18 protein-coding genes are annotated in these 17625 nt (G+C 46.8%); 10 read left to right on the forward strand and 8 right to left on the reverse strand.

Annotated features, from left to right (window positions below; all coding sequences use genetic code 11):
- A partial coding sequence (locus QUB44_RS01445; protein ID WP_333362204.1) for an ISAs1 family transposase occupies positions 1 to 350 on the forward strand: 350 nt, incomplete at its 5' end.
- On the opposite strand, the gene QUB44_RS01450 is transcribed toward QUB44_RS01445, so the two are convergent.
- Together QUB44_RS01450 and argB are read right to left on the reverse strand one after the other, a co-directional pair.
- Positions 328 to 573, reverse strand: coding sequence for a DUF4926 domain-containing protein (locus tag QUB44_RS01450; RefSeq protein WP_333362206.1), 246 nt, complete (start codon positions 571 to 573; stop codon positions 328 to 330). The two genes, QUB44_RS01445 and QUB44_RS01450, sit on opposite strands and share 23 nt — an antisense overlap.
- 163 nt (positions 574 to 736) lie before the next feature.
- Positions 737 to 1648, reverse strand: a complete 912-nt coding sequence (gene argB / locus QUB44_RS01455; RefSeq protein ID WP_333362207.1) for an acetylglutamate kinase — start codon at positions 1646 to 1648, stop codon at positions 737 to 739.
- A 246-nt stretch (positions 1649 to 1894) separates the two neighbouring features.
- On the opposite strand from argB, the gene QUB44_RS01460 reads away from it, so the two are divergent.
- The gene (locus QUB44_RS01460; protein ID WP_333362210.1) at positions 1895 to 2686 is read left to right on the forward strand and encodes an HAD family hydrolase; all 792 of its coding nucleotides are present in this window, start codon (positions 1895 to 1897) and stop codon (positions 2684 to 2686) included.
- A 101-nt stretch (positions 2687 to 2787) separates the two neighbouring features.
- Here the strand turns inward: QUB44_RS01460 and mreD are convergent, their stop codons facing one another.
- The 3 genes from mreD to QUB44_RS01475 form a co-directional block, all read right to left on the reverse strand.
- Positions 2788 to 3354, reverse strand: a complete 567-nt coding sequence (gene mreD / locus QUB44_RS01465) for a rod shape-determining protein MreD (RefSeq protein WP_333362213.1) — start codon at positions 3352 to 3354, stop codon at positions 2788 to 2790.
- Entirely contained in the window at positions 3351 to 4157 is an 807-nt protein-coding gene (gene mreC / locus QUB44_RS01470) for a rod shape-determining protein MreC (protein WP_333362215.1), read from the reverse strand. The genes mreD and mreC overlap by 4 nt, the downstream gene beginning before the upstream one ends.
- 87 nt (positions 4158 to 4244) lie before the next feature.
- The gene (locus tag QUB44_RS01475; RefSeq protein ID WP_015174156.1) at positions 4245 to 5252 is read right to left on the reverse strand and encodes a rod shape-determining protein; all 1008 of its coding nucleotides are present in this window, start codon (positions 5250 to 5252) and stop codon (positions 4245 to 4247) included.
- A gap of 330 nt (positions 5253 to 5582) precedes the next feature.
- Here QUB44_RS01475 and QUB44_RS01480 point away from each other — a divergent pair, with 330 nt between their 5' ends.
- The 8 genes from QUB44_RS01480 to QUB44_RS01515 all read left to right on the forward strand — a co-directional run bounded on the left by QUB44_RS01480 (position 5583) and on the right by QUB44_RS01515 (position 13139).
- Complete coding sequence (locus QUB44_RS01480; protein ID WP_190663675.1) at positions 5583 to 5942, forward strand: single-stranded DNA-binding protein; 360 nt, start codon at positions 5583 to 5585, stop codon at positions 5940 to 5942.
- A gap of 47 nt (positions 5943 to 5989) precedes the next feature.
- Positions 5990 to 6511: a tetratricopeptide repeat protein gene (locus QUB44_RS01485; protein ID WP_333243477.1), complete on the forward strand. Its 522-nt coding sequence runs from the start codon at positions 5990 to 5992 to the stop codon at positions 6509 to 6511.
- Between the two features lie 77 nt (positions 6512 to 6588).
- A complete protein-coding gene (locus tag QUB44_RS01490; protein WP_333362218.1) occupies positions 6589 to 6837 on the forward strand; it encodes a hypothetical protein in 249 nt (82 codons plus the stop codon).
- Between the two features lie 796 nt (positions 6838 to 7633).
- Positions 7634 to 8938, forward strand: coding sequence for a TldD/PmbA family protein (locus QUB44_RS01495; RefSeq protein ID WP_333362221.1), 1305 nt, complete (start codon positions 7634 to 7636; stop codon positions 8936 to 8938).
- A 242-nt stretch (positions 8939 to 9180) separates the two neighbouring features.
- A complete protein-coding gene (locus QUB44_RS01500; RefSeq protein ID WP_333362224.1) occupies positions 9181 to 10005 on the forward strand; it encodes a DUF3153 domain-containing protein in 825 nt (274 codons plus the stop codon).
- Between the two features lie 214 nt (positions 10006 to 10219).
- Complete coding sequence (locus QUB44_RS01505; protein ID WP_333362227.1) at positions 10220 to 10609, forward strand: LapA family protein; 390 nt, start codon at positions 10220 to 10222, stop codon at positions 10607 to 10609.
- Positions 10610 to 10689: 80 nt separating this feature from the next.
- Positions 10690 to 11508, forward strand: a complete 819-nt coding sequence (locus QUB44_RS01510) for a segregation/condensation protein A (protein ID WP_333362230.1) — start codon at positions 10690 to 10692, stop codon at positions 11506 to 11508.
- A gap of 467 nt (positions 11509 to 11975) precedes the next feature.
- The gene (locus QUB44_RS01515) at positions 11976 to 13139 is read left to right on the forward strand and encodes an NDP-sugar synthase (protein ID WP_333362233.1); all 1164 of its coding nucleotides are present in this window, start codon (positions 11976 to 11978) and stop codon (positions 13137 to 13139) included.
- A gap of 122 nt (positions 13140 to 13261) precedes the next feature.
- Here the strand turns inward: QUB44_RS01515 and speA are convergent, their stop codons facing one another.
- From speA to QUB44_RS01530, 3 genes are all read right to left on the reverse strand, one after another.
- Positions 13262 to 15271, reverse strand: a complete 2010-nt coding sequence (gene speA / locus QUB44_RS01520; protein ID WP_333362236.1) for a biosynthetic arginine decarboxylase — start codon at positions 15269 to 15271, stop codon at positions 13262 to 13264.
- A gap of 332 nt (positions 15272 to 15603) precedes the next feature.
- Positions 15604 to 16755, reverse strand: a complete 1152-nt coding sequence (locus QUB44_RS01525) for a helix-turn-helix domain-containing protein (RefSeq protein ID WP_333362239.1) — start codon at positions 16753 to 16755, stop codon at positions 15604 to 15606.
- A 176-nt stretch (positions 16756 to 16931) separates the two neighbouring features.
- Complete coding sequence (locus QUB44_RS01530; protein ID WP_333362242.1) at positions 16932 to 17522, reverse strand: DUF3611 family protein; 591 nt, start codon at positions 17520 to 17522, stop codon at positions 16932 to 16934.
- Positions 17523 to 17625: the final 103 nt, after the last annotated feature.

Below are 17625 nucleotides of genomic sequence, written 5' to 3' on the forward strand. Positions count from 1 at the left end.
CTATTGTTATCGTCGAAAGAGTGCGTCATCTGTGGAACAAAATCACTCACGAGGTACAATTTTACTTAAGTTCTTTACCAGTAGATGCTCAGCTAAATGGTCGTGCTATTCGTCAACATTGGGGGATTGAAAACCAAGTTCATTGGAGTTTAGATGTGACTTTTAATGAAGATAAATCCCGCATTCGTTCTCTCAACAGTCCTCAGAACTTCGCTCTGGTAAGACGGCTGGCGCTGAATGCGGTCAACCAGGAAACAACTCTCAAGCGTAGTCTGCGACAAAAAATCAAACGGGCCGCGATGAACAATGACTATATGATGCAAATTCTCAAGTGCTTTTGTCAAGCATGATTGAGATGCTCTTACCCTGAGCATATTCACTCCCTTGACTATCAGCAAACTCCACTAAATACTGACATTCCTTTTCCGTATCATACACTTCAATAATAGTTCCCACAAGTCCAACTGGCAAACTAGAAATAGATGCGTATTCGGGTTCCACTAGCGCTAATCGCGTATTTGAAATCGGCTTGAGAATCGCAACAGAATCCAAAACTCTAAAGTGTTTGATCATAGTTTAACAAAAGCTGAAATCCAACAACGGTTAGAATTAGTTGAAGTCATTCCCCAGAAGTACCTTCTCAAGGTTTTTAGGGGCAGGTTTAGTTAGGATATACGCGATCGCAGCGAGTTTAGCCCTTTCACGCACCCGCCCTCCCCACGCTAGGATTTACACTTTACTTAGGTCTTAACTTCGCGCTGCTAAACTCAGAAGCCACAATCATCGACCCAATCCCCGCATCCGTAAATATTTCTTGCAGCAAAGCATGAGGAATTCGACCGTCAATAATGTGAGCACCATTCACACCCTGAGCCAAACTCCGCACACAACAATTAACTTTCGGAATCATCCCCCCAGACACAACTCCCGACTCAACCAACTGTCTCGCTTCCTGAATATCTAACTTAGCAATCAGACTCTCTGGCTTGTGATAATCCTCCAAAATTCCCGCCGTATCAGTCATCAAAATCAACTTTTCCGCTCCCAAACCAGCCGCAATTTCTCCAGCCACCGTGTCAGCATTAATGTTGTAAGATTGACCTTTTTCATCCGCCGCCACGCTCGACACCACCGGAATATAACCGCTGTTCACCAAAGACTCCAAAATCTGGATTTTCACGCCGCTGACTTCACCAACAAATCCAATTCCTTCCCGGCCATCTGGACGAGCTTGAATCAGATTGGCATCCTTGCCACACAATCCCACTGCTTTGCCGCCAGCTTGGTTGATTAACGAAACAATTTCCTTATTTACTTTCCCCACCAAAACCATTTCTACAACTTCCATTGTCGCCGCATCAGTCACCCGCAAACCATCCTTAAATTGCGGCTCAATCCCCAATTTTTCCAGCCAAATATTAATTTCCGGGCCGCCGCCGTGAACCACAACCGGACGCATCCCCACGCAAGCTAGCAGCACAATATCCCGAACCACCTTGTCTTTGAGATTGCTATCTTTCATCGCTGCACCGCCATATTTGACCACAATGGTGCGACCGGCAAAGTGTTGAATGTAAGGCAGTGCTTCGGACAGCACCTCTACTCGATTAGTGTCCGAATTCCTAACAAAATCGCTTTGTTTGAGCATGGGTAAATTACAAAAGACTAAAAACTTAATTCTAAACTTTAATGGCTAAAGCACATATTAACAGCCACAAAAATCACTTTTTCCCTTCAAGTTATGGACGCAGAGGCCCGATCGCCCTTATTGAACCCCATTATCAAAAAATTAATAGGTTTTTTTAATAAAATCATTAAAATTTATGTATTATAACTTATACATTTTTTGCTACAGTCAAGAAATGTATAGCTCCATTGATTTACTTAACGTTTTATGTTAACTGCTGTCGCCCAAAACTCCGAAAACCTTCAGTACCAGCTACCCTCAGAGGCTGAGTCGTCCCCCCGGATGACGGTATTTTGCGATTTAGATGGGCCCATAGTCGATGTGTCCGATCGCTACTATGCCACCTATCAACAGGGATTGGCCGACGCTCAAGCAGCTTATCTTGCTAGGGGAATCAACCTCAACCTTCAAATCCTCAGCAAACAGCAGTTTTGGCAGATGAAGCAAAACCGAGTCCCCGATGCTGAAATAGCCAAAAGTTCCGGCTTGTCGGGAGAAGAAATTCACGTTTTTCTCGGATGCGTGAGTCAGATTGTCAATCAGCCAGACTTGTTGCACTTAGATCGCATCCAGCCGGGAGTGCAATGGGCGATCGGACTTCTGCACTCCCGCGGCGTGCGACTGATTTTAGTCACCCTGCGACCGAGAAATCAAGCCGTTCAACTGTTACAAAATTACGGTTTAGCCAGACTGTTTACCAGCATTCGCGGAACTCAGATGGCGGATGCCGCCTATCACAACTATACAGCCTTAAAAACTGAATTGTTGGCTGAAGTGGCAGAAGAATTTGAGTCATCCCTGGGTTCGGCTTGGATGATTGGAGATACAGAAGCAGACATCCTCGCAGGAAAAGCATTGGGAATACCTACAATTGCCGTTACCTGCGGAATTCGCAGCCGCTATCAACTCCAAAAGCACCAGCCTAATTTCATTCTCAGCGATTTGATTATTGCCGTTCATCACTTATTAGGTTCGGCTCAACAAGTAATAGTAGAATGACTACAGTTAACTGTTGACTGTTGACTGTTGACTGTTGACTGTTGACTGTTAACTGTTAACGAATGACTGATGACTGATGACTAATGACTAATGACTAATGACTAAGGCTTTTCTACATTTTTGGTCATTTCCCACAAGCGATTGAGCGGAAAATAAATTACCGGAGCCCAAAGACTGCTAAGAATAGCAGAACACAAAGCCACTCGCTGGTGATAGCTCCAAATTTCCAGTAAAGCCCGATCGCCCATAGAAAAAAATTGCAGCCCCATCACCGTTTCCGCTACCACCGCCATCCCAAACACAATTAGCGCGATCGGAATCGGATCTCTCTCAACAATATCTACCGGAATCGACCAGGTTTTCTGCAAAACAACTGTTAGGACTCCTACAACAACTAGACTGACAGCATGGGTGGGATGAGGAGCCGTCATCGCATCTTGAAGAAACCCCAAAACCAAGCCCATGCTAGCAGCTCCCCAAACTGTACGTTTCCGCTTAATACTCCAAGCTACCAACCAAATTAACAGCCAGTTGGGTCCAATTCCCAGCAATTCCATTCCCGGCATCCGAGTGGGCAATATCAGTATGCACAGCATCACAGATAGAAATGTAACTGCGAAGTTGAGAAATGGGCGCGATCGCGAAGACATCCGAGATAAAGCTTTCATTGTTGCTGTGCTCCCTCAGATGCTGCTGAAGATTGACTCTCCGACTCCTTCGGTTCGGCTTGCTTAGAGTGGGGGTAAACCACCGCCCACTCCAGAGAATTCATCGGTGCAGAGAACTCAACAACAGCTTCGGGAGCCGGAGTTTTATTCATATCCACCGAAACCACTTTTCCCACCGGCAAACCAGGAGGGAACAACTGACTGAAAGAAGAAGTTGAAACCACATCCCCAGGCTTGACATTGGGAACATTATCAAAAAACTCCATCACCGCCTGATTTCCGCCTTTCCCGCGCATAAAACCCATGTGGCGACTGCGGGTAATTCCCACACCCAATTGACTCGTAGCGTCGCTGACTAACAGCACCAAGCTAGTATTAGGAGTAACGCTGACAACCCTGCCTACCAAACCGCCGGGGCCCATGACAGTAAAATCTGTTTTGATGCCATCCTTACTGCCGCGCCCCAAGGTTACTTGCTGCCACCAGTGGTCTGCGCTGCGACCGACAATAGGAGCTACAATTCCTTGAGGTTTCTTACCCGAAACGTAACCTAAAAGCTCTTTTAGCTTCTGATTTTGATTTTCTAATTCTAATACCTGCGCTTGCAATTCTTGAGTCCGCGCAGAGATGAGTTCCTCTTGCCCAGAGCCGTTGGCATGAAACGGACGAGTCACCCAATTGTAGACTTCAAATACTGCCTCACCTTGTGTTTGCCGAACTCCCCAAGCGGCCGTTACAGCTAAACCTAAAAGAGCAATTGGCAGTCGCAGATCCCACCACTTTCGGAATGTATTTTTTAGCATAATTTCACTAATCTAAAATTGTTAAGTCAGGATTTTAGATTTGAGATTGCAGCCGTATTTCTAAATCCACAATCCCAAATTTGTTAACTACATATTACGCGACGACTGCCCGCTGAAAACCCGTTCCAACTGTTTGTTTTCCAATACCCTACCAGTTCCCAGAACCACGCAGCACAGAGGATCGGCTGCCACGTGAGTGACAATTCCTGTTTCGTGACTGATCAGAGTATCTAAACCTTTCATCAGCGCGCCACCACCAGCCAGCATAATTCCCCTGTCAATAATATCTGCTGCTAATTCCGGGGGGGTGCGTTCCAAAGTACGCTTGACAGCTTCCACAATTACTGAAAGCGGTTCCGACATACTTTCGCGAATTTCTGGGCCTTTGATAGTAACAGTTCGTGGCAAACCAGACAGTAAGTGCAAGCCCCGCACTTCCATCATTACATCGTCATCCTCTGGAGTTGGATATGCAGAACCAACCTGAATCTTTATTTCTTCAGCAGTGCGTTCGCCGATAACCAAATTGTGAACTTTTTTCATGTATTGGACGATCGCCTCATTGAGTTCGTCGCCGGCTACCCGCACAGACTCACTGATCACCGTACCTTGCAAACTCAAAACCGCAACTTCCGTCGTACCTCCACCTATATCTATAATCATATTGCCAGTCGCCTCAGCAACAGGCAGTCCAGCCCCGATCGCCGCAGCGATGGGTTCATCAATTAACCGTACTTCTCTAGCACCAGCCTGAGTCGCCGCCTCAATGACAGCACGCCTCTCGACTCCGGTGACACCACTGGGGATGCCAATAATTATCCGTGGCGAAACTAAGCTTCGGCCTTCGTGAACCCTGCGGATAAAAGTCTTCAGCATGAGTTCTGCCGTATCGAAGTCTGCAATTACCCCGTCGCGAAGCGGGCGCAGTGCTATGACATTCCCTGGCGTGCGGCCGAGCATTTTTTTTGCTTCTTCTCCAACAGCCAGCGGTATTTTTAAATCTTGGTCGATCGCCACTACAGAAGGTTCCTGCAGAACAATACCTTGGCCCGATACATAAACGAGCGTGTTAGCAGTACCGAGGTCGATACCCATATCTCTAGATAACGAAAATCGATTGAGAAGACCCACTGATTCGTACCCCCCCCAAAAACTAAAATACTATTGTGTGCAATAATGTTGTTACAAAAGTGTAACCGAGGTGGATTCTATTACGTTTTTCATCCTGAGTCTAGTCAGAAATGTACATTGTCGAGCTCAGGTTGAGCGCAGACTTGCCAATCATCCACCATCAATATGTTCTCCTAACTCGATGTACAATCAGGATGAAGCCTCACAAGCGTTGTTCCAAGTTCAGTTTGGAGGCTAATGCGCGTGTGGACTGTTTAACTACATCACCGATCGACCACATTCCCAAAAAAGTTTATGAGTCTTAATGTTGTGACTTTAGTAGGCCGCGTCGGCGGCGACCCGGACGTGAAGTATTTTGAGTCGGGTACAGTTAAGTGTAGTTTGACGCTGGCAGTGAACCGCAGAACTAAGAACAGCGATCAACCAGACTGGTTCAATCTGGAAATCTGGGGCAAAACAGCGCAGATTGCTGCTGACTACGTTCGCAAAGGCTCTCTAATTGGCGTAACAGGCTCTTTGAAGTTCGATCGCTGGCAAGACCGCAATACGGGTTCAAATCGCTCGAAGCCTGTAATTAAGGTAGACCATTTAGACTTGCTGGGCTCCAAACGCGACAACGAGTCGGGTATGTCGCAACACAACAGCGAATTCTAGCGTTTGGGGAATTTGGGAATTAATATTTGTGAATTGGGTGGGTGCTTGTGACTTCAGAAAAGTTAGAAATTGTTCAAACTGAGTACCAAGCTGGGCAAGTAGCTTTTGAGAGTGGCCGGTATGCTCAAGCTGTGCAGAGTTTAGAAACAGCTACCGGTTTAGTCGATCGAAATTCCCGGTTGGGCGGTGAGGTGCAGATGTGGTTAGTGACAGCCTACGAAGCCTCTGGCAATACAGAAAGGGCGATCGAGCTTTGCCGCAAGCTCACCCGCCATCCCCGCCAAGAAACCCGCCAGCAAGCAAAGCGCTTGCTGTTCATTCTCGAAGCTCCCAAACTCACTATACCTCCTGAATGGATGGTGAAAATCCCTGATTTGGCAGCTTTAGATGAAAATCAATCAATCAGTTTTCAAGCCAATCCGAACGCTGATATCAAGTACGCTAAACCCAAGCCCGCCGTACCAGAACCCGTAGATTTGAGTCAGGTTAATACGAAAGATAATAGGTTTATTTGGGTGGCGTTAATTGCGATCGGGCTAATTTTAGGTGGCTTATTTCTTAGTTATTAATCATTTTTTCATTCGCACAAACTCTATCTCTAGGGTGCGCCGAGGCGCACCTGACCCCTACTGAGAGAAGTTAAGCAATGCCTTTTAGCAATTATAAAGGTATCAGCGCTGTCACCAAAGAATTCCCAATTAATTACCGACGGGATAATTTTATTGTAGAAACAGAATTTGCAGTCAGCGACGTTTTTCGGAATGAATTAGAATTGATTTTCAATGAGGGAGTATTTGACAACTCGGAAATCGCCATTTGTAAAAATATCATTTATCCTCTATTAAAAGAAGTTGGGAAAAATTATTGCAGTAATGTTATCCTCTGGAGTCACTAAACCTTAGTCTATAATGATATCAAATCTGTTAGCATCGGCATTATTCCTATCTCTGTTCTCGACCTCTGCGTAAATCAGCGTCAATCCGTTGTCATCTGCGGTTAATACATTCTCTTTTTTAAACCGCAGATACAGGCAGATAAACACAGATTAACGCAGATGAATTAGATCAATTCCGGTTGCACCATCCATCCGTGATTGTTGACTGTTGATGGGATGTGACTATTCCGATGCAACCGGAATTGATACGAGAATCTGTCAGGAATTCCAGATTATATATTGGCGAAGCGCTCACCCCTCGGCACAGTAGTTTTTGACAAGCCCTATTTCATATTAGTTGAATCCAAGAAAGAGAGCGCATTTGATGAACTATGGGGGCAGTGTTTGGCAGAAATGAGCGCCGTGCAGCGACTTAACAATGAACCGGGAAAAACTATCTTTGGTAGTGTTTCTAATAGGGTAATGTAGCAGTTTGGCAAGCTCAAATTAGAAATGTTTACTCACAATAAAATTTTCTATACGATTCAGGACTTAGAGCGACTGTTTGCAGCCGTAACTATGTTTTTAAACAGTGTGAATTACAATTAGAGGAGAAGGAAGTTCGGCAACGGATTATTTAACCGATGTAACGGATGTAACGGATGTAGCCGAGGTTAGGAAGAAGGAATAAGGAAGGCAGCACAAGTGATTTTTACACGGATACACCGCTTAATTATCGAGCATGAGGCAGGAGTCAGAAGTTGAATAGCGATAATTGCTAAAATAAAAAAAAGACCAAACCAGAAAGGCTATTATTGTGAGCGATTCAACCGTAGACCAGATTTTGAAATTGGCCTCTCAGCGCGCCGATGCGGCTGAGGTATACTACCTGTCGAGTCAAGACACGCCCATCGAATTTGAAAACAATCGCCTCAAATCCCTGCAAACCAAAGCACTGCAAGGCGTAGCACTCCGGCTGATTTACAATGGCAAAATCGGTTTTGCTAGTTCCACAGATTTAACGCGGATAGACGATTTAGTAGATGCAGCGATTCAAACAGCCGAAATCGGCGACCCCGCAGAATTTGAACTAGCCTCCAACTTCCACCTAAAAGGCCCGGAAACCACCTACACTCCACCCACAACTCAAGAATTAGTCGAAAACGGCAAAAACCTGATCGAGCAAGTTCACGCCTACAATCCCGATATTATGGTAGATGTGGGCTTCCACGTCCGCAGCGGCCGCGTGAAAATTGCCACGACGCAAGACGTGTATGCCGAAAGAAGCAGCCAAATAGTCAGCGGTACGATCGCGGGCAATTTGGTACAGGGAGAAGATTTTATGCAAGCATACAGTTACGACGTAGCGCGCGATCGTCCCCTAGACACCAACAGCATCCTCGAATCACTCCTCGAAAAATACCGCCTCGCCGAACATTCAGCCACCATCGCCAGCGGTTCCTACCCAGTATTATTTACCCCCAGAGCCGCCGCTAGCACCCTCGGCGGCTTGTTTGATACCATCCTTTCAGGTCAAGCAGTAGTTCAAAAAGCCTCTCCCCTAGCCGACAAAATCGGCGAAACCTTATTTGACGAACGCTTTACCTTTTTTGAAGACCCCACTTTAGGCCCTTCTGCTTGTCCCTTTGACGACGAAGGTACGCCCACCACCCGCAAAATCTTGATAGACAAAGGTACTGTCACCGGATTTTATTGGGATCGCAGGTGGGCCGCTCGCGCCGGTGTACAATCAACCGGCAACGGTTTTCGTGGCGGATTGTCTCGCCCCGGCCCTGATTTGACTAACTTTTGCATTTCCCCAGGAAATACCGCCACTCAAGACTTGATTGCTAGCATGGACGAAGGTCTAATAGTAGAGCAGGTTTTAGGTGCCGGTCAGTCCAATCAGTTAGCTGGCGAATTTTCTGTCAATTTGGACTTAGGCTATAAAGTAGAAAAAGGCAAAATTGTGGGTCGCGTCAAGAATACAATGGTGGCAGGCAGCATTTTTGAAGCGTTTAAAAATTTGGCAGATTTGAGTAGCGAAGCCGAATGGGTAGGCGGTGCGGCATATTTGCCGAGTATGCTGTTTCAACAGTTGGGTGTAGCTTCCAGGCAATAATTTCAGTGCGGTTAATTCCAGGTGACGCTGATTCTTTTGCTAGAAAAATTTTAGCACTCACCTCAAAAAAACCCGGTTTCTGCCACAAATTCTCTGTGAAATCGCCCTTCGGTAGCTCATAAACCTGCTTTTGGGTATGCGGTTCGCAAGTCCAGACGTGGAAATAAAAACACAGAAACAGTGCCGGCAATTCAACGCTTTGCTAATTCATGCAAATAGGAAAAAACAGGGAAAAAGGTACAATGAAAGAGCAAAATGTCAAGGATGGAACTCGGAAGAAGAAAAAGCACTTTTTCTTTCTTTTACCTTTGGTTTTTTGCCTTTTAACTCTAGTGACTGGATGCGTTCAGTACGATGTCGGGGTTAACTTTGAGAGTCAAACTCGTGGCGAAATCGTGCAGCACATTAAACTGGGGGAAAGGTTGACGAGCTTCAGCGGCGAAACTGTTGCAGAATGGTTGAAAAGCGTAGAACGCCGGGTGAGGTTGCTGGACGGAAAAACTAAACGGCTTTCCCCCACAGAAGTTCTAGTGAGGATTCCTTTCAATAATGGAGCCGAGTTGCAAGACAAGTTCAACCAATTTTACAATCCGATCGCACAAACCGCAAAATCTCGGGTTGCAAGTCCGCTAGAAACAGATTTGCCGAAGTTTGAATCTCACCTGAATGTCAAGCAGAATAATTTGTTATTGGTGCTGCGAAATCGGTTGAGTTTGGAATTGGATTTGCGCTCTCTTTCACTGCTTTCTTCTAATGGCAGTCTGCTGCTGAGTCCGGGGGGACTTTTGGAGCTAGACTTTAGCTTGAACACGCCTTGGGGCGCCGAAAGTATTGAAACTGTCGCCGGTGCGCTGGTTCCCGAAAGCTATCAGCAAGGAAAACAGTTAGTTTGGAAGCTCAAACCCGGAGAAGTTAACTATTTGGAGGCGATATTCTGGATTCCCAGTCCCGTAGGAATTGGGGCGCTGATTATTGCCTTATTTGTAGCCGCGGGCATTGCTTTGAAATATAAAATATTGCCAGCACTTGGAATCGGCAAGAAACCGCAAAACATCGGCCAAACCTAAAGAGGATATGTCCTGCAGGGGCGGGTTAACCAATCTCTTCAATCAACTCTCAGAGCTGCAATAAACCCGCCCCTCCCCGGATATTATGGTTAATTGACCCGATTTGATGTTATCAAAAAAACTGGCAGGATCAGCCTAAAGATGGTTGACGATGGGCCAATAATTTGCTTAACCTGAATTGAGAATTAGGAATTGAGAATTAGGAACAGAGAAAATGCGAGCGCTAAATTTCTTCTTCATCTTTCTGATTTGCTTGGCTCTAGTATTTTTCAGCATCGAAAATACACAGTCAGTCGCGATTCAAGTTATCGAAGGCGTCCAAGTTAAAGCTCCGCTGTGCGTAGAACTAATTGTAGCGACCGGATTAGGGGCAACACTAGCGTGGCTGTTCAGTCTGTGGTCGAGAATGCAGCGAACCCTCGCGTTGCGCCAAGAGATGCGCCAAGTTCGCGAAAAAGAGCAGCGGATTCAGGAATTAGAACAAAATCTTGAACGCTATAAAGCCGAAGTAGAAAGCCAACAACCTTTGTTAGAAAGTGCAGAACCGATAAGTTTAGAAATAGCAGCCATTGAGGCCAAAGCTGCGGAAATAACCGCCAATTAATTTGATATGCTCTCTCGTCTTCCCAGAGGCAAAATCTAAAATCTAAAATCTAAAATCTAAAATCTAAAATCTAAAATCGAATGGCCGTTTCCCGAGACCAAGATGGCTTAGAAACGATTTCCGAGGGGATCGCAATTTTAATTGACCTAGCAGAACGGGGAGAAATTGATCCTTGGGACGTTAAGGTAATTGAAGTGTTTGATCGATGTCTGAGCAAGCTTACGAACGCCTGCGATGCAGATCAGAGTAAGGATTTCTCCGATTTGTCCCACTCCGGCCAAGCGTTTTTGTACGCTTCAATGCTGGTTTTGCTCAAAGCAGAAAGTATCGTCCTCTCAGAACCCCCCGCGAATCCCGACTCGGCCGACGAGCCGGCAGTAGAAGACGCAGAGCACTCAGGCGGGCGACACTTGCCGCAGCACTTAGAGCGGCAATTGCGCCGTCGCGGTGTAGCTCAACTACCGCAAAAACGCCCGGTGACTCTCCCAGAACTGATTGAGCAGTTGCAGCTAATGAAAGCAGCAATGGAACAGCAGACAGTTACCCCCCGGCGTCGCCCTACCTCAAAAATGCGATCGCAAGCGGCCCAGGCTATCTTTGAGCTAGCTCACCAAGAAAATCTCGTAGAAACTGCTAGCGAACTCGAACGGTTTCTGGCTCAGCGGGGCGCGGAAATAGACGAGGGTTGGCTCGACTTGGACAAATTGCTGGAACTCTGGCATCATAACGATTTGCACTCTCCTGTCAACCCAGAACTCCCGGTATCGACTGGGGAAGTTAACTTGCCAAATCATGACCGCGTGGGTATTTTTTGGGCGTTGTTGCTGCTATCGGCTCAGTCTAAAGTAGAGTTGCTTCAAGAGGAGTTTTACCAAGACCTCAAAATCCGCGCGCTTTGAGCTTGCAGGGTATTAGGTTCTCGGGCGAAACTAATAACAATGCCACTGCGTCGGTTAAGATTCTAGGCAGAATCTCGCTCTCTGGCATTCTGTTGCTGAGTCCCGAATGCGGAGAGCGGGAGTTTGAAGTTATTGCTGGTTCCCGATACCTGGTTTCTTAAATCCAGGTTAATTCGGAATAAATGATTGATAGCCTGGTACGATGTCGCCTATAAAGAGGTCAGTCGATTTTAGATTTTAGATTTTAGATTTTAGATTTTAGATTTTAGATTTACTTTCGCATTGAATCTGAGAGCTTGAACTAGCGTCTAAAATTTTGAAATCGACCCGGACGCTCGCGTCGGAAACTTGTACCCGTTTTTGGGCGGGGTCAGGATTTTGCTGTGCTCGATCGATTCGACGATCGCAACCGCTAGCATCTAATTGTTCAGTTGATATCAGTTAACAGAGGGTTGAGGAAGTTAATAATGAAAGCGATGATTCTGGCGGCCGGTAAAGGCACTCGCGTCCGTCCTATTACTCAGACAATACCCAAACCGATGATTCCCATCCTGCAAAAGCCAGTGATGGAGTTTTTGGTTGAATTGCTCCGCCAGCACGGATTTGACCAAATTATGGTCAATGTTTCCCACCTGGCAGACGTGATTGAAAACTACTTCCGCGACGGTCAAAAGTTTGGCGTACAAATTGGCTATTCTTTTGAAGGGCGAATTGAGGAGGGAGAAATGATTGGAGAGGCTATCGGTTCGGCTGGTGGCATGAAACGAATTCAGGACTTCTCGCCGTTTTTTGACGATACTTTTGTGGTGCTGTGCGGCGACGCTTTGATTGACTTGGACTTGACTGCTGCTGTGAAGTGGCACCGAGAAAAAGGGGCGATCGCTACTATTGTTATGAAATCGGTTCCCCGCGAGGAGGTTCCCAGTTACGGAGTGGTGGTAACAGACGAGTCTGGCAAAATTAAAGATTTCCAAGAAAAACCTTCTGTAGAGGAAGCTCTGAGTACCGACATTAACACTGGTATTTATATTTTTGAACCGGAAATATTCAAATACATCCCTTCGGGTCAGGAATACGATATCGGTTCGGAGTTATTTCCCAAGCTAGTAGCAGAAGGCGCCCCTTTTTACGGGATTACGATGGACTTTGAATGGGTGGATATCGGCAAAGTTCCTGACTATTGGCGGGCAATTCAGAGCGTGCTGCTGGGACAAGTTAAAAATGTTTCGATTCCGGGAATTGAAGTGCGCCCCGGCATTTACGCTGGTTTGAATGTAGCTGTTAACTGGGATAAAGTTGATATTACTGGGCCTGTTTACATTGGCGGGATGACGATCATTGAGGATGGAGCAAAAATTGTCGGCCCGACAATGATTGGCCCAAATTGCTGGCTTTGCAGTGGCGCTACTGTGGAAAACAGCGTGATTTTTGAGTATTCGCGTTTGGGCCCGGAGGTGCGGTTGGTGGACAAACTGGTGTTCGGGCGCTACTGCGTTGATAAAACCGGGGCTGCGATCGATTTGCAAGCGGCGGCTCTCGATTGGCTGATTACTGACGCACGCCAAGTTTTGCCGACTCAACACGGAGAAGAGCGGCGGGCGATATCTGAAATTCTCGGTCATGGTGCATAATTGCTAATTGCTAATTGCTAATTGGTAATTACTCAAGGTAAGGTGCGCAGTGCGCACCCTACTTTTACAGCTATTATCTCACCTTTCAATTCGGGTAATGTGCTTAGGTTGCACCCTACATTTTAAGACTGAAGATAAGTATATTGGCTGAGACTCCGCTCGTAATTTTGCAGCAAAAGCTGGGCCTCGGAAAGAGTAATTTTATTTTGCTGCAAAGCTGCTTCTGTCTGACGGCGGATGCTTTCCACCAAATTTTCTGAATCGTACTGTACATAGCTGAGGACTTCTTTCATAGTGTCTCCTTTCACCACGTGTTCGATATGATAGCCAGAAGGTGTTAGCTGAATGTGAACTGCATTTGCGTCACCGAATAAGTTGTGAAGGTTGCCCATAATTTCTTGATAAGCACCTCCCAAAAATAGCGCCAAATAGTAAGGTTCTCCAGGTTTGAGAGTATGCAGTTCCAAAACCGACTTCACATCTCGCAAATCGATGAATTGGTCTATTTTACCGTCGCTGTCGCAGGTGAGATCGGCTAAAATACCGCGTTGAGTTGGTTCTTCGTCGAGTCTGTTAATTGGCATAATTGGGAACAATTGGTTAATGGCCCAACTGTCCGGTACGGACTGGAAAACAGATAAGTTGATGTAATAAATGGACGCCATCACCTTTTCTAAGTCTTCCAAATCGTCAGATACGTATTCATTTTGCCGCGCGATCGCCTGGATTTTATCGCAGCAAGCCCAGTACAACTGTTCGGTTTTCGCCCGTTCCGCAATTCCCAAATAGCCTAAGTTAAATAAACTGACCGCTTCTTCCTTGAATTGGATAGCATCGTGATAAACTTCTTGGTAATTTTCGGGACTGATAGATTGGTAAATTTCGTAGAGATTGCGCGGAATTTGGTGCGCGTTTTCATCTACTGGTTCTGGTACTTCTCTAGGGACATCGCTAGTACCGAGTACGTCAAAAACTAACACTGATTGGTGAGAAGCGATCGCCCGCCCGCTTTCGCTAATGATAATTGGAACCGGGATTTTGCGCTCGTCGCAGGCATCTTTCACTCCCGCTACTACGTCGTTAGCGTAGTTTTGCATATTGTAGTTTTTGGAAGCGTGGAAGTTTGTTTTAGACCCGTCGTAGTCAACGCCGAGTCCACCGCCTACGTCCAAGTAGTTCATATTAGCTCCCAATTTAGCTAATTCTACATAAATGTGGCTGGCTTCTCGAATGGCGTCTTTGATGACGCTAATTGAGGAAATTTGAGAGCCGATGTGGAAGTGCAGTAACTGCAAACAGTCGAGCATTCCAACTTTTTCTAGTTCGGCGACGGCGCGGATAATTTCAGGAATTGTCAAGCCAAATTTTGCCCGATCGCCCGTAGAACCTCCCCAGCGGCCAACACCTTTGGTAGTGAGTTTTGCTCGCACTCCCAAAATCGGTTTAATTCCTAATGCTTTGCTGGCGGCGATTGCGAGTTCTACTTCCTCTATTTGCTCCAGCACAATTACGGAAGTTTGCCCTAGCCGCTGCGCCAAAATAGCAGTTTCGATGTATTCGCGGTCTTTGTAACCGTTACAAATTAATAAAGCGCCAGGGCTTTTTAATGTCGCCAAAGCTATCATTAATTCCGGTTTAGATCCGGCTTCCAGTCCGAAGTGATGGGGTTTACCAAAACGCACCAAATCTTCAATTAATTGTCGGTGCTGGTTGCATTTTACTGGAAAGACACCGCGATAGACATTTTTGTAATTGTACCGAGCGATCGCTCTGGCAAAACACGAATTTAAGCGCTCGATCCGGTCTTCCAAAATATCAGAAAAGCGAATCAACAGTGGCAAAGCCAAATTTCGCTGTTTCAGGGATTCTACCAGTTCGCACAAGTCGAGGGAACCGCCGCGATCGCCCTTGGGAGACACTGTAACGTGACCGGCTGCATTGATCGAAAAATATGGTTCGCCCCAACCTTGAATGCGGTAGAGTTTCTCACTATCTTCTATTGTCCAAGATTCTTGTGGCAGTTGAGCTGCCGTTACCAAAGCAGTGTCTGGTGCCGCCAAACTCGTGACTGTTGGCGAGTGAGTCGATAGCGGATCGAGATCGGAGAAAGCAGCGGTGGCTGGGGAACTCATGTTATGGGAAACCTCTTTTAGGAGTGGTCAAATAGATAGTTTATCGCACATATCGGGTTTCCTGATGCAGTTGAAAAATCACTTTGGGTACACGGGCGGGCGATTTTAGATTTTAGATTTTAGATTTTAGATTTTAGATTTTAGATTTTAGATTTTAGAATTGACTCTACAGATAGATGAAAAGCGAGGGATTGAACTAAAATCTCAACCGTAATTGCTCTCCAGGATTCATTTCTTCAAGCAAGTATCCCTATGCAGGTGAACTCAGAAACCGGGTTTCTGAGTTCACCTGCACCAAGAGAGTGGTCGGACGATCGCTCGCCCGACACACACTAACCAAAAATCACCTCCGGCGGCGCCATGTCAGCCCCCATCATCAATCCCCCGTTATTAGACTTCTTCAAGCCCGGTTGAGGTGCTTTTTCAGGGGTCTTCTGAGCCGGTGCAACTGAGGCTGGCGGTGTCACCTGCGTTGGAGGTACTGCCTGTGCTCCTGGCACCACGGGTTGCTGCGACAGCCAACCCAAACCCCCTACAGCTCCAGCCATCAAAGCGGTGTAGCCGATGTACAAATGCACCGGACGCATTTGAAAGCCTTCGCCTGAGTCGGAATCGGAAACAGACACATACATACTGGGAATTGGAGTCGGAGCGGGTTTGGGCAAAGCATTCGCCATAGCGCTGCCGTCTAGTCCCAAGGCGTCGCCGAGTCTGCGGATAAAACCTCTAACGTAAATATCTTGGGGCAGTTTTTCCATTTCCCCATTTTCGATCGATTCGATGTGGTGCAGCGGCACGAGAGTTTGACTGTGGAGTTGCTGCAGGGATAGGGAGCGAACTTGCCGTCCCTTACGCAATTCTCTACCCAACTCCTGCAAGCACTCTTCTCGCTCTTGAACTGCTTTTGCTGCTTCTTCTTCCTTGGTGAGTTTTTTTGGCTTTTTGGGAAAACCGAACCCTGGGAAGGATTTTCCGGGGACAGTGACAGTTGCAGGTGGAGCCAACTCGACTTTAATTTCGTCTTGGGGCGCTTGTTTGCTGTCTTCAGAAGTGTTAGTGTCTCGATCGGAATTTTCTTCTGTATCGGACTCGGTTTGGGGCGGCGCTTCCACACTAGCGCTGCGCCAATAGAAGACAGGAGCAGCTACTGATGGCTCCAATTCTTGAATTTCTGTCACCGTCTCAATGGCAGGACTTACAGCAGTAACACTATCTTGGGGTACTTGCGGTTCAATTTTGTTTTGTTTGGGAAATCTGTCAAATGCAAGCTTGACGGCTTCTCTGCTAACTGCTCTAATTAAAATTTCGGCAGCGGAGGCTGCTTCGCCCAACATTGTTTGTAGGCTAGCTAGAGCGTGGCTATAGGTGTCGCTACAGAGGAGTTCAGCTTCTATTTGACCTAGGACAGAACGAAAACTTTCTTGAGAAATTTCAATAGTTGGGTGATCTGTCACCCCAAAATAAGCCTCGGGTTTCAGTGCCATAATATTCATGTTGTCTTGGTAGAAGGTATCTGAGTACGTTCTTCGACAGGTTGGCAGTGATTCCGGATGTAGGTTGGGGGAGAGTGGGAGAGTGGGGCATCGGGTATCGGGCATTGGGCATCGGGCATCGGGCATCGGGCATCGGGCATCGGGCATCGGTTGCCCCTCACGAATAACTATTGTTTGTGGATGCGATCGAGCAAAAAAAGAGCCCCGAAAATCCCGACAAAATGGGCAACAGTGGCGTGAGTATTGGCGAGTACCACAAATATATCTAGAGGCTGAATAAATCGGCCCAAATCAACTGCGGCACCGAACAAGGCTTGCGGCTGAGCTAGAGATTTGGCTAAAAGCGTGCCGCTGATGGCTTCTGCGCCGATCAGCGTCAGCACCATTCCTGATAAGTTGCTCATCAGTGCCAGCCGCACCTCTTTGATGGTGTCTGCTTTTTTGGGACGGACTGCGTTAGCGGGCGATCGCAGTTGTCTCGACAAGCGGGTGAAGCGGAAAGAGCGATATATGCTGTAAGCGAGTACGGCCAGCCCGCAAATGGCAAAAAATACGCCGCCGCCGGTGCCGGCACTGGTTGAACCCGCAGCGGCGTTAGCCCTGGGGAGGGCGAAGGGGATGGCAAAGAGCAAAATGATCGCCGCTACCACCCCTAGCACTACCTGTACCCAGAAGCAAACCCAGCCTGTTGTACGAAGGGCAAAGGCTACTCGCTGTACGGCGACAGGAAGCTTATCGTTATCTAACTGATTAGTCATATTTTGAGCGGGTATAATTAATTGGCATTAGTTGGCAGCAGTTTTTTCTCTTCGGGGACGGTTGACGGCGGTTAACCCTCTTTATAATAGAAGTAGCAATGTT

Origin of the sequence: Microcoleus sp. AT3-D2, assembly GCF_036705715.1 — a bacterium.
In the GTDB taxonomy this organism is placed as follows: Bacteria; Cyanobacteriota; Cyanobacteriia; order Cyanobacteriales; family Microcoleaceae; genus Microcoleus.